The 12,294-nt window shown below is 59.8% G+C and carries 11 protein-coding genes; 8 read left to right on the top strand and 3 right to left on the bottom strand.

Translation table 11 applies throughout. The features are described 5' to 3' along the window. Positions 1-35 precede the first annotated feature (35 nt). The 8 genes from MF268_RS01690 to ribD all read left to right on the top strand — a co-directional run bounded on the left by MF268_RS01690 (position 36) and on the right by ribD (position 7,652). The gene (locus MF268_RS01690) at positions 36-335 is read left to right on the top strand and encodes a hypothetical protein (protein WP_238369172.1); all 300 of its coding nucleotides are present in this window, start codon (positions 36-38) and stop codon (positions 333-335) included. Between the two features lie 36 nt (positions 336-371). Further along, a complete protein-coding gene (dnaG, locus tag MF268_RS01685; RefSeq protein ID WP_238369171.1) occupies positions 372-2,321 on the top strand; it encodes a DNA primase in 1,950 nt (649 codons plus the stop codon). A gap of 131 nt (positions 2,322-2,452) precedes the next feature. Beyond that, complete coding sequence (gene rpoD, locus MF268_RS01680) at positions 2,453-4,444, top strand: RNA polymerase sigma factor RpoD (protein WP_238369170.1); 1,992 nt, start codon at positions 2,453-2,455, stop codon at positions 4,442-4,444. Positions 4,445-4,656: 212 nt separating this feature from the next. Continuing rightward, positions 4,657-5,076, top strand: coding sequence for a hypothetical protein (locus MF268_RS01675; RefSeq protein WP_238369169.1), 420 nt, complete (start codon positions 4,657-4,659; stop codon positions 5,074-5,076). A gap of 15 nt (positions 5,077-5,091) precedes the next feature. Continuing rightward, positions 5,092-5,490: a hypothetical protein gene (locus tag MF268_RS01670; protein ID WP_238369168.1), complete on the top strand. Its 399-nt coding sequence runs from the start codon at positions 5,092-5,094 to the stop codon at positions 5,488-5,490. 34 nt (positions 5,491-5,524) lie between these two features. Next, a complete protein-coding gene (locus MF268_RS01665) occupies positions 5,525-5,944 on the top strand; it encodes a secondary thiamine-phosphate synthase enzyme YjbQ (protein ID WP_238369537.1) in 420 nt (139 codons plus the stop codon). 143 nt (positions 5,945-6,087) lie between these two features. Then, positions 6,088-6,555 carry a transcriptional regulator NrdR gene (gene nrdR, locus MF268_RS01660; protein WP_088635235.1) on the top strand — a complete coding sequence of 156 codons (468 nt, stop codon included), beginning with the start codon at positions 6,088-6,090 and terminating at the stop codon, positions 6,553-6,555. Then, positions 6,552-7,652 (top strand): bifunctional diaminohydroxyphosphoribosylaminopyrimidine deaminase/5-amino-6-(5-phosphoribosylamino)uracil reductase RibD, encoded by a 1,101-nt coding sequence (ribD, locus tag MF268_RS01655; protein ID WP_337926773.1) that lies wholly within the window; start codon positions 6,552-6,554, stop codon positions 7,650-7,652. The genes nrdR and ribD overlap by 4 nt, the downstream gene beginning before the upstream one ends. Here the strand turns inward: ribD and MF268_RS01650 are convergent. The 3 genes from MF268_RS01650 to MF268_RS01640 all read right to left on the bottom strand — a co-directional run bounded on the left by MF268_RS01650 (position 7,649) and on the right by MF268_RS01640 (position 12,174). Next, positions 7,649-9,646, bottom strand: a complete 1,998-nt coding sequence (locus MF268_RS01650; RefSeq protein WP_238369167.1) for a capsular polysaccharide biosynthesis protein — start codon at positions 9,644-9,646, stop codon at positions 7,649-7,651. The genes ribD and MF268_RS01650 overlap by 4 nt on opposite strands. A 10-nt stretch (positions 9,647-9,656) precedes the next feature. Continuing rightward, entirely contained in the window at positions 9,657-10,787 is a 1,131-nt protein-coding gene (locus tag MF268_RS01645) for a polysaccharide biosynthesis/export family protein (protein WP_238369166.1), read from the bottom strand. A 94-nt stretch (positions 10,788-10,881) separates the two neighbouring features. Continuing rightward, positions 10,882-12,174, bottom strand: coding sequence for a capsule biosynthesis protein (locus MF268_RS01640; protein ID WP_238369165.1), 1,293 nt, complete (start codon positions 12,172-12,174; stop codon positions 10,882-10,884). Between the last annotated feature and the right edge of the window lie 120 nt (positions 12,175-12,294).

Below are 12,294 nucleotides of genomic sequence, written 5' to 3'. Positions count from 1 at the left end.
GGTAGCGAACGTTCAACTGATTCCGGAGTGACCTAATGAATATCCGTCTTGTACTTGCCGCTGCCCTTCTTGCCTCGCCAGTCATGGCCGAGGATAGCAAGGAGCAGAGCTGCATCTACCAGTCACAAGTGGTTGCCGCGATTCAGCAGGCGCGCCTTGACCGCGTCAAGGAGCGCGAAGTGCCCGACGCCATTGCCCAGACCAACCCGACGTGGCCCGCTAATTACAACGCGGCGATTCCGCTGATTACGCCCTGGGTCTATGAGAAAAAAATGCGCATCGTGCGCAATGAAGACCTTGGCGCGGCGTGGAAAGAAGTCTGTCTCGCCAACTAATCGACCCTGCTGCCTGTAACCATGGTATAGCAAAGCATGAGTCTGCCACCCGGGTTCCTCGACGAATTGCGCAGCCGCGCCAGCCTTTCGCAGGTGGTGGGGCGCAAAGTCGTGTGGGATACGCGCAAGTCCAATCAGGGCAAGGGGGACATGTGGTCTCCTTGCCCGTTTCATCACGAGAAGACGGCAAGTTTTCACGTCGATGACCGCAAGGGCTTTTATTACTGCTTTGGCTGTCACGCCAAGGGCGACGCGATCGGGTTCATCAAGGATACGGAAAACGTCAGCTTCATGGAGGCGGTCGAGATCCTCGCGCGCGAGGTCGGCATGCCGATGCCTGCCCGCGATCCGCAGGCGCAGAAGAAGATGGACCGCCGCAGCGAACTGGCGGAGGTCATGGAAGAAGCGGTTCGGTTCTTCCGGCTGCAGCTCAATACCGGGAACGCGGGTCCGGCACGCGATTACCTTGCTGGTCGCGGTCTTGGGGAAGAGGCGCTGCAACGCTGGGAAATCGGTTTCGCGCCGAATGGCTGGCAGGTGCTCTGGGATCACCTGCGCGGCAAAGGCATCGCCGAGGACCTGATCCTTGGAGCAGGGCTGGCCAAGCCGTCGTCCAAAGGCGGCAAACCCTATGATACGTTCCGCAACCGGATCATGTTTCCGATCCGCGACCCGCGCGGGCGTTGTGTGGCCTTCGGGGGCCGCGCCATGGACCCGGACGACAACGCGAAATACCTGAACTCGCCTGAGACCGAACTTTTCGACAAGGGCCGGACCCTCTTCAATCACGGCCCTGCGCGCGAAGCGGCAGGTAAGGGCCAGCCGCTGATCGTGGCCGAAGGCTACATGGATGTGATTGCGCTCGACACCGGTGGGTTCGGGGCTTCGGTCGCGCCGCTGGGCACCGCGATTACCGAAAACCAGTTGCAGTTGTTGTGGCGCATTTCGCCTGAACCTATCATCGCGCTCGATGGCGATACGGCAGGGCTGCGCGCTGCGATGCGCCTGATCGACCTTGCCTTGCCGCTGCTTGAGGCCGGGCAGTCGCTGCGCTTTGCGCTGATGCCCGAAGGGCAGGATCCGGACGATCTGCTGCGCGCCAAGGGGCCGGACGCGGTGCGCGCCGTTCTGGATGAGGCGATGCCGATGGTGCGCCTGTTGTGGCAGCGCGAAACCGAAGGGCGTGTTTTCGACAGTCCCGAACGCAAGGCCGCGCTCGACAAGGTCCTGCGGGAAAAGATCAAGCTGATCCGCGACCCGTCGATCCGCGCGCATTACGGACAGGAAATTAAGAACCTCCGCTGGGAACTGTTCAACCCGCGCAAGGAAAAGGCCGGGCCGCGCAAGCCGTGGGTGCCGGGGCGCAAACCGATCGCGACCGCCCGGCTGACGACCCGCAGCTCGCCGTTGGTCGCATCGGGAGAGCAGGCCGAAATCCACCTGCGCGAAACCGTCATTCTGGCCACGCTGATCGCGACGCCGCATGTGATCCAGAAATTCGAGGCGGGGGTCGAGATGATGGAATGCGCTGACCCTCTGAACGCCGATCTGCGAGAGGCGATCCTGCGGGTGGGATCGTCCAGACCGCAGGAACTGCGCGACGAATTAATCGCGCGGATTGGCGAGGAGGCTCTTGAAAACCTCTTTGCGCTTCGCCATGTCGCAATCAATCCTGCGATACGAAGGGCGGGCGACGTCGAACTCGCTGAGATGACAGTTGATGAGGAGCTCGCAAAACTACGTGCCCGACGCGGATTGGACGAAGAGATTGCAGAAGCCGTCGAAGACATTTCGCATTTCGCGGATGAGGCTTTGACCTGGCGCCTGAGCCAGGCTGCAGAGGCGAAGAACATGGCGATGCGATCGCAGCATCAGGACAAGACTGAATACGACACGGGCGACAACGGAGCGCGAATCAGTCGCGACGAACGCAGCGCCTTTGAGGCACTTCTCGAGCAAATTGGTTACTCCAAATCGCAACAGTAGCGCTTGTTTGTAAGGAAAAACAAAAGAAAACTCGGTAAACGGGTGGCCGAATCACCAGATCAGGCTATTGATTCGCACTACAACGAATCAGAGAATGACCCGAGTCGCCGTAGACCGTGCAGGAGCAATGAATGGCCGCGAAAGACAACGACGATAGCAAAACCGAAGATCAGGACGCCGAGATTTCCCTGGATATGAGCCAGGCCGCCGTCAAGAAGATGATCGGTGAGGCTCGGGAAAAGGGGTACATCACCTATGACCAGCTGAACCAGGTGCTGCCGCCCGATCAGGTCAGCTCCGAACAGATCGAAGACGTGATGTCGATGCTCTCGGAAATGGGCATCAACATCATCGAGGACGAAGAGGCCGAAGAAGAAGAGAACAAGGGATCGACCGAGGTCGTCGCGCAAAGCGATGCCCGCGAGGTCACTCTGTCTTCCGGCACGAATGAGAAGCTGGATCGTACAGACGATCCTGTGCGCATGTACCTGCGCGAAATGGGCAGCGTCGAATTGCTGTCTCGCGAAGGCGAAATCGCCATCGCCAAGCGTATCGAAGCCGGTCGCAACACCATGATCGCAGGGCTTTGCGAAAGTCCTCTGACCTTTCAGGCTATCACGATCTGGCGTGACGAACTTCTGAGCGAGGACATTCTGCTTCGCGATGTGATCGACCTTGAAACCACGTTCGGCAACCAGCTGGATGAAGACGGCGACGTCGAAGAGCCGCTGGTCGCGGCCGGATCAGGCGATAGCGCCAAGAGCGAAGACAAGGATGAGTCCGGCCCCGAGCTTGACGCCGATGGCAACCCCATCGCCAAGGAAGACGATGAGGACGAGGACGATCAGGCCAACATGTCGCTGGCCGCGATGGAGGCCGCGCTGAAGGATCAGGTCCTTGCGACGCTCGAAACCATCGCCAACGATTATGCCCAGCTGTCCGAAATGCAGGACAGCCGGATCTCGGCCACGCTGAACGAAGACGATACATTCTCGGCTACGGATGAGACGACTTACCAGTCGCTGCGGTCCGAAATCGTTGAACTGGTGAACGGGTTGCACCTGCATAACAACCGTATCGAAGCGTTGATCGACCAGCTCTACGGCATCAACCGCCGCGTGATGTCGATCGACAGTTCGATGGTGAAGCTTGCGGATCAGGCGCGGATCAACCGTCGCGAATTCGTGGACGCCTATCGCGGTCGCGAACTTGATCCGAACTGGATGGCCGAAATGGCTGAAAAGCCGGGTCGCGGCTGGCAGATGTTCATCGAACGCTCGACCGACAAGGTAGAAGAGCTTCGTGCGGACATGGCGCAGGTTGGCCAGTATGTCGGTCTCGACATCAGCGAATTCCGCCGCATCGTCCAGCAGGTCCAGAAGGGCGAGAAAGAAGCCCGTCAGGCCAAGAAGGAAATGGTCGAGGCGAACCTTCGCCTCGTAATCTCGATTGCCAAAAAGTACACGAACCGTGGCTTGCAGTTCCTTGATCTTATTCAGGAAGGCAACATCGGCCTGATGAAGGCCGTGGACAAGTTCGAATACCGCCGCGGCTACAAGTTCTCGACCTACGCGACGTGGTGGATCCGTCAGGCGATTACCCGCTCTATCGCGGACCAGGCACGGACTATCCGTATCCCGGTCCACATGATCGAGACGATCAACAAACTGGTCCGCACCGGTCGCCAGATGCTGCATGAAATCGGACGCGAGCCGACGCCGGAAGAACTGGCGGAAAAGCTGCAGATGCCGCTGGAAAAGGTTCGCAAGGTGATGAAGATCGCCAAGGAGCCGATCTCGCTCGAAACGCCGATCGGCGACGAGGAGGACAGCCAGTTGGGCGATTTCATCGAGGACAAGAACGCGGTCTTGCCGCTCGACTCCGCGATCCAGGAGAACCTCAAGGAAACGACGACCCGCGTTCTGGCGTCGCTTACCCCGCGCGAGGAACGGGTTCTGCGGATGCGTTTCGGCATCGGCATGAACACCGACCACACGCTCGAAGAGGTTGGTCAGCAGTTCAGCGTCACGCGCGAACGGATCCGTCAGATCGAGGCCAAGGCGCTGCGCAAGCTCAAGCACCCGAGCCGGTCGCGCAAGCTGCGCTCCTTCCTCGACCAGTAAGTCAAAATAATGATCTGCAAACCGCGCCCTGGTATCCATACGGGGCGCGGTTTTCTTTTGGAAATGCTTTATCGCTGTGGGTTAAATCGTTGGTGCCGGATGGTCGTGAACCGCAAGTGGCTGCCAAAGAAGTGAAGCAGATCATGTTGCTTTGCCTTGAAACCCCATTACCTTTCAGGTTGTTCTGACTGCGACGCCAAAGGAGGTTCACGATGATCCGACATCTGGTTGCCCTGACCTGCGCATCCCTCATTTTGATACCCGAAGCCGGGCAGGCGTGGCGATCATTCAATCGGCAAGAGGTTCTGCCGGTGTCCGAAGGTGTGTTCGAAGTTGTGAACGATGTCGCCTCGAGCGCTGCCGATTTCTGGTGTTCTGCAGGTGATTACGCCTATCGGGAGATGCGAACCGAAGCCGTCCAACGCGTCTATATCTGGCGTGGCATCGGCCCCAGTGTGAACCGGCCGGGCAAGAAGGCGGTCCAGTTCTCGCTTACTCCTCCCGAAGGTTTCAGCACTCAGCCGGGCTATACGCTCTCGGTCAAAGCGGAAGGCGACAACATGAGAGCCGGATCGGCGCAGCAATACTGCTTTGGCAACGGGCCGGAAGACCCGGGCATCTGGCACCCCTAGGACTGGAGCGACCAAATGAAGAAAACCCTCACATGCGCGATCGCACTTTCGCTTCTCCCCGCTCTGGCAATGGCCTGGGTCGCGGACAACCGGCTGACGGTGAACCCTCTTCCCGATGGATCTTTTGAAGTTATCGGGGCGCCCGGCTCCGCCGGATCGGACTATTGGTGCGCGGCGGGGGATTATGCGTTGACCGTGCTAGGCGCGCAGAACAATGACCGCATTTTCATTACCCGGGGAAGGGGAGAGCCGCAAACATCAGATCGGAAATCCAGTGTCCAGTTCTCGCTGTCGCTTCCGTCGGGAGAGGAAGCCGAGACCGGGATTTTCCTGTCGATGAAAAAGGTCGGCGATAACCTGAACGCGTCCTTCGCGCGCAACTATTGTTATGACCGCAAGAACCTCGAATTTTGATCTGCAATTTTAGCGGCTATCCGGCGACGCGATGATGCAGACCGAATTCACCATCGAAACGCGCGGTGCCGCGCTTTATGAGTTCACCCGTCCGGTCGCGGAATGGCTGAGGGGGCAGGGGGCGCAGGACGGGTTGCTGACCCTATTCGTGCGTCATACCTCCTGTTCGCTGCTCATTCAGGAGAATGCCGATCCGGTGGTCTGCGACGATCTGGCGGCGTTTTTTCACAGGCTGGTGCCGCCATCCAGCGATCCGTCGATGTCATACTTGCGCCACACCTATGAAGGCCCCGACGATATGCCCGCCCATATCAAGGCGGCAATGCTGCCGATCTCTCTGAGCATTCCTGTCCGTGACGGCAAGATGGTGCTCGGAACTTGGCAGGGCATCTATCTTTTTGAGCATCGCCATGCTCCGCATAACCGGAAAGTTGCCGCGCATCTCGGGGGTTAGAGGTCGTTGTTGGCCCAAAAGTCGCAAGATCGCCACAGGATATGGTGGGGAAGAAATTGCACTACACAATGCGTGACCTGCGCCCTATAGTCGATGTGGAGCATAGGGGGCGCGGCCCCAAAAGCAGACAATAGGGGACCGGCATGCGTTGTCCGTTTTGCGGCAATATCGATACTCAGGTGAAAGACAGCCGTCCGGCGGAAGACCATGTTTCGATCAGACGGCGGCGGTTTTGCCCCGCCTGTGGCGGGCGTTTCACCACCTATGAACGCGTTCAACTGCGCGATCTGGTCGTCATCAAGTCCTCCGGCAAACGCGAGGATTTCGACCGCGACAAGCTGGAACGGTCGATCCGGATTTCCATGCAGAAACGCCCGATTGAACCCGAGCGTATCGACCAGATGATTTCAGGCATCGTACGACGTCTGGAAAGCATGGGCGAAACGGATATTCCGTCGAGCAAGATTGGTGAAATCGTCATGGAAGCGCTCGCCCGGATCGATACCGTGGCCTATGTGCGTTTCGCAAGCGTCTACAAGAATTTCCAGGCGGCGGATGATTTTGAAGACTTCGTGCATGAACTTCGCCCGCCGGTGATGCCGGAAGAGTGAGCCGACAAGACGAAAGATACATGGCGCTGGCCCTGACGCTGGGGCGGCGCGGCATGGGGCGTTGCTGGCCCAATCCGGCGGTCGGTTGCGTCATTGTCAACGGTGGCCGGATCGTCGGTCGGGGCTGGACGCAGCCGGGCGGTCGTCCGCATGCGGAAACCGAAGCCCTGCGTCAGGCGGGGGCGGCGGCAAAGGGTGCCACCGCCTATGTCACTCTCGAACCCTGCGCGCATCACGGCAAGACGCCTCCCTGCGCGGATGCGCTGATCGCGGCGGGCGTGTCCCGCGTTGTGGCTCCGTTTGAAGACAGCGACACGCGGGTCGCGGGGCGTGGTTTTGCCAAGCTTCGGGACGCAGGGATCGACGTTACGCCGGATGTCATGTCAGAAGAAGCCTATCGGGATCACGCCGGGTTTCTATTGCGTACCGAGGTGTCGCGCCCCTTTGTGACGCTCAAATTCGCAGGCAGCCTTGACGGGCGCATTGCGACTGCAACGGGGCAGAGCAAGTGGATAACGGGTCCAGCCGCGCGCCGGATGGTTCATGCGATGCGCGCCCGGCATGACGCTGTTCTTGTCGGTGCAGGGACGGCGCGCGCCGATGATCCTTCGCTGACTGTGCGCGATCTTGGGATCGAACATCAGCCCGTACGGGTCGTCGTGTCGCGGCGTCTGGATGTGCCGTTGCTGGGAAACCTAGCGCGGACGGCTGCCGAGACTCCCCTGTGGCTTTGCTATGGCGAAGGGGTTGACCCCGAGCGCATGCGGGCGTGGGAGGGGATGAAAGCCAAGCTCATTCCCTGTGCCTTGGATGGTGCCCAGATCGACGCTGCGGATATGCTACGCAAGCTCGGTGAAGCCGGACTTACACGGGTTTTCTGTGAGGGGGGCGCGGCTTTGTCAGCCTCTCTTCTGGCGGCGGACATGGTGGATGAACTCATCGGTTTTACCGCCGGACTCGCGATCGGCGCCGAGGGGACGCCCGCGCTTGGCGCGCTTGGGCTGGACAAGCTTGAGGAGGCGGCGCGGTACGAGCTGCTTGAAACCCGCGCGGTCGGTCCCGACGTCATGCATCGCTGGCAGCGCGCGATGACCTAGCGCCACCACGGCGACGCGCTGGCAAAGAGCCCCTGAAGTTTCGAAACCGTGCGGTTGAATGGTCCGGGCGTCGGTACAGCGCCGCTCGCAAGGCGTTCAACGATCACTTCGACAGGGCAGGGCAAGCCGGTTGCCGGGTCCCGGTACCTTGGGTAGTCGATCAGGGCCGCGTGGACGAGACCGTTGAGGCTTGGCCGGGCGCGTCGACGGTCGGGCGTTTCGCCCAGATCCCGTGTCAGCCCCCAACCTGCATAGAAGGGCGCGCCAAAGGTGGTGACTGGCAGGCCCCGCAAGAGCGCTTCGAACCCCAGAAGCGAGGTCATGGTCCAGACTTCGTCTACCATGACCAAGAGCGCGGCAGCATTCGCGTTGCTTGCAATCACATCAGCCAGAGGACCGGCCTCTATCGCCCCCGTGCGTAGCGATGCTTCGACATCGGGGTGCGGCTTGTAAACGAGAATGGCCTCGGGGGCGGCTGCGCGAACCTCCTGCAACAAGTTGAGGTTGTCACGTATCGCGCTGGCTCCTGTCAGGATCGAGGCATCGTCTTCGACCTGCCCGGGCACAAGGATGCGTCGGCCTTCGGGAAGATCGGGGAGGCCGCCACCGAGGTTGTATTTGCTGAGCTTTTGGGAAACCAAGGACGAAATCAGCCGTTCCGTGCGGCGTTCCTGCGCGGCGGTCAGGGTGCTGCGTTTGGCAATCAGTTCTTCCAGCCGACTAGGGTGGCGGGGATCATAATAGATGCCCTTGTCATCCGTGATTAGGGACAGCGGCGGCACGAGCTCCGCCCCAAGACCCCGCGAGCGCAGAAAACCATCTTCGACGCGGGTGATCGTGCCTGTCGATTCTGACAGTTTGCTGGCCCATGCCATATGTCGGCGCCCGTCTGGCTGGCGGTTCTGGATGTCGTCGCTGAATACAACACGCTTCTCTCGGCCAAACATCTTTTGCAGGTGGTTCCGTTTCCACAGGCGCATGCCGCTGGCGACCCAGCCGCGATGATCCTCGCGCCATGCTCGCGATTGCGCCTCGAGCGTCGCCAGCACATTTTCGATTTCGCAGAGCCGGTCGCGATACGGGTCGTACCAGATCGGGTAAAGGATCATCGCTGCCGCGAAGAGCTGCGACCGGGTGAGACGCCGTTCACGGCGAGGGACAGGATTTTCGTCCTGTGTCAAACCCCAGCCCGCATAAAACGGTTGGCCAAAGACGCGCGGTTTGTGCCCCGCGAGAATGGCCTCGAACCCAAGCTGCGATGACATCGTGTATACGCCCACCGCGCCCTGAAGTAGGTTCCACGGGCTGACGGTTTCGGTGAACAGGGTTACGCTGTCGGAGGCGTCCGTTTCATCGAAATAACCAGCTCGGTAGCCTGCAACTGTTTCGGGGTGCATCTTGATCAGGATTTTCGCCCCGGGGTTTTCTTCCTGCGCGAAGACAAGCATTTCGATGAAATTGGCCCGATCCGCGCCGCTCGCCGTCACCGAAGCATCGCCGCGCGTCTGGTCGACAACCAGAACGTAACCCGGCGGTGGCACCGGCTGGTCCGGTTCAAAGGCGTTGTATTTGCTCAGATGGCTTTCCTGAATGCGGGACATTGCATCGCGGGCACGGTCGAGCAGCGCTGAATCGTCGAGCGGGTTCTTGGCAAGGATATCTTCAAGTTCAGAGGGAACACTCGGATCGAAATGGACGCCAGCCCGATCCAGGAGAAGGCCCAGTGGTGCGTCGCCGCTGCGCCCGGGGTGAAGAGAGCGCAGGAACGCGTCTTCGACCCTTAGGACAGGTACCTGTTTTTTTTCTGCGATGGATAGTCCGCGGTACGCTGTTGGGCTGTTGCCCCAGATACCGATCATGTCACCATCAGAGGGCATGCCGATGCGAATGTCATATCCGGCTAGATGCAGCATCCGCCGCAGCCGTTTCTGAGCCAGGAATCCTCCGTTGTAGACGTAAAGCCGTTTGTTGCTGGCAGCGGGGCGTCGGGCCACGCCTCGACCTTTATTCGGTCAGGGTCGCGACGTTGGCGACGGGGGTCAGGGCACCTGTGATCAGGGTGATGGTCTTGCTCCACTGAGCATAGGGCGCTTCGGTCACATAGAGCGTATCGGCATCGCGGATTACGAAATCCCGGGCAAGGAAAAGCCCGTTTGGTTCGGTAAGATCAAGGACATAAACGATGCGCTGCGCGCCTTGAAGATCGGTACGGCCCAGGACCTGATTGGCGATTTCCGGCGGTTCGTTGCGAAAGACGAAAACGCCGGTCGGATCGGATGCGCTTGGCACCAGACCGCCCACCTGTGCGATGGCTTCAAGTGCGGACAGATCCTGCGATTCAAACCCCACACGGGCCTGTTGGCTGGTCGCACCAAGGGCTGTGAAAGAGCGCGTGTCTTCCTCAACCAGAATGCGGTCGCCGCCGCGCAAGGCGACGTCGAGTTGCGGGTTGTTGTACAGATCCTGAAACCAGATCGTGCCAGTCTGACCGTTGCGAAGCAGTTTGACCTGCGCAATTTCCGGTTCGATCGTGACGCCGCCTGCTTTGGCGAGCATCGCGCTGAGTGTTCTTGTCGGGCGTTCGATGGGATAGACGCCCTGCGCGCCAACGGCGCCAACAAGCGAAACTGTCGATCCGTCACCGGCCATCCGGCGCACCTCGACCTGCGGATCGGGCGTCTGGTCTTCGAGTTTCGAGGTGATGATTTCGCGAAGTTGGTTAGGCGTATTCCCGGCAGCGCGCACGCGGCCTGCGTAAGGCACGAAGATAAAACCGGAACTGTCGACCTGAACCTCTTCGAGCGCGGTGGAATTTCCCGTGGGCCCGACAATCAGGCCGTCATCGACGTTTTCCCAGATCGTCATACCCAGCACATCGCCGGGCCGGATGGTGTCGGATGTCAACTGGCCAGCGCTGATCAGGGATTGCGAAAAGCCAAGGGCAGGGACGACCGCGGTGGCGCGCGTCACCCTGTCATTGACGGCGACGATGAACGCGTCGCCCTCTTTCTGAACGGAGCCCGCGAAAATCTGGCGTTTGTTCGGGCCGACCTGAGGCAGGCCGCAAGCGGCCAGAAGCGTCAACACAACGAGAATGGCGACGGGTCCAGCCCATCGTTTATTAAGGAGTGCCACTGCCCGGTCTCCTCGACCTGTTTTTTCTGCCTCAGTCTTTTGCCGAGTGGATACCGGATTCATGTATAAAAATCCAGCACCTAGAGGAGAAAGCTCATTTGACGACCTGCAACTGTTGCCGCGGGGCCGCTGTGCCGGATTTCAACGCGTCGTAAGGGTCTTCGGCGGCAAGCATCATGTCCACCACAAACCGGAGTAATTGACGGCGTCCGCGCGAAGAATAGAAACCGCCGGGAACCTGACTGGTTTCAAGAAGATAGCGGCGATAATCACGATAGGCGCGGGTATCGGGACGCGCCGCACCGCGAAAGAAATCGCGCAGGGGCTGGCTCGAGACGAACTCTGGCTTGTCGTATACGGCGCGTCCGAAAACCTTGAGCGGAATCCCGCGCCAGAGCACCTGCTGTGCGGCGGTGGAATTTACGGTGACGGCGCTGCGCGCATCGTTCAGAAGCCGGGCCAGCTTGCCGCCCCGCACGTAGTGAATGCGCCCTGCGAGTCCGTGTTTCCGGGCCAGCCTGTCGGTTTCTTTCCTGAGGGGGCGGCGGCCGTCTTCGAGTGGATGGGCTTTAATCACAAGATGATGGTGTCGCGGTGCGCCGCTCGCGAAACCTTCGAAGATCTCTTCGAGGAAGTCGGTCATGGAGGAGAAAGGTGAATGCTGCTGGAACGAGCTGTCATGTTCCAGCTGCAAAAGTGCGAGGTGGTAGGGGAAGCCGCCATTGCATATGCGCCGGGTCGCAATGCGCCTGTCCAGACTGTGAAGCGGCATGAGCAGAAGGCGTTGCAGGTATAGCTTGAATTCCTGAGATACCGGCAAGCTGCGATGCGGCGCAAAGTTACGGTAGCGGCGGTTCATGAACATGACAAAGAAGTGGTAGAGAGCGCCGTAGAATACGTGCTGGCGCATGTCGCCCCAATGCGACGGCGGCAGCGGGCTATCGATATCGCTCATGTCGAGAGCAGCGCGCATCCCGGCCACGTCCATATCAATGAGCCGCGAGTTGCCGTTCGAGCCGTCCCGTTCATAGGTGACCCAGTAGGGGCGCATGTACCCTTCCTCGAATACATGCACGTTCAGGCCTCGGCGTCTCGCCTCGGTCACGGCGACAGCGTGGATCGGGCGGGTATCTCCGTAGAGGACGATATCGGTAATGCCGTGTTCTTCGATTTGTTTGGCAAATGCCTGAACCCATTCATCAGGTGTGCCATCAAACGGAATATAGCGGTCGCGGCGAGACCAGAATACGCGGTCACCCGTATTGAAACCGATGCGCCAGACTTCGCAGCCGGCGGATTCCAGCATTCGCGCAAGATTGTCGAAGAATGGCCCATGGGGTCCCTGCAGAAAGAGAAAGACCCGGTCCTGCGGGCTGGTGCCTGGCATTTGATGACTGCTCACGTCTTATTCTTCGTTATCGACACTTATTGTGCCCGTTGAAAGAAACTATGGCCGCTGCGGCAAATTCTGGCAAGATGCAGACTTGCCGCCTTGGCGTCCTGTAGT

The organism is Heliomarina baculiformis, assembly GCF_019966545.1.
In the GTDB taxonomy this organism is placed as follows: Bacteria; Pseudomonadota; Alphaproteobacteria; order Rhodobacterales; family Rhodobacteraceae; genus Heliomarina; species Heliomarina baculiformis.
Note: the sequence above shows the minus strand (reverse complement) of the source record. Positions and strands in the feature narration are given on the sequence as shown.

What these genes read in the sequence shown, in the direction of transcription:
- MF268_RS01690 (WP_238369172.1), top strand. Translation starts at nt 36, where the DNA reads ATGAATATCCGTCTTGTACTTGCCGCTGCCCTTCTTGCCTCGCCAGTC.
- dnaG (WP_238369171.1), top strand. Translation starts at nt 372, where the DNA reads ATGAGTCTGCCACCCGGGTTCCTCGACGAATTGCGCAGCCGCGCCAGC.
- rpoD (WP_238369170.1), top strand. Translation starts at nt 2,453, where the DNA reads ATGGCCGCGAAAGACAACGACGATAGCAAAACCGAAGATCAGGACGCC.
- MF268_RS01675 (WP_238369169.1), top strand. Translation starts at nt 4,657, where the DNA reads ATGATCCGACATCTGGTTGCCCTGACCTGCGCATCCCTCATTTTGATA.
- MF268_RS01670 (WP_238369168.1), top strand. Translation starts at nt 5,092, where the DNA reads ATGAAGAAAACCCTCACATGCGCGATCGCACTTTCGCTTCTCCCCGCT.
- MF268_RS01665 (WP_238369537.1), top strand. Translation starts at nt 5,525, where the DNA reads ATGCAGACCGAATTCACCATCGAAACGCGCGGTGCCGCGCTTTATGAG.
- nrdR (WP_088635235.1), top strand. Translation starts at nt 6,088, where the DNA reads ATGCGTTGTCCGTTTTGCGGCAATATCGATACTCAGGTGAAAGACAGC.
- MF268_RS01640 (WP_238369165.1), bottom strand. Translation starts at nt 12,174, where the DNA reads ATGCCAGGCACCAGCCCGCAGGACCGGGTCTTTCTCTTTCTGCAGGGA.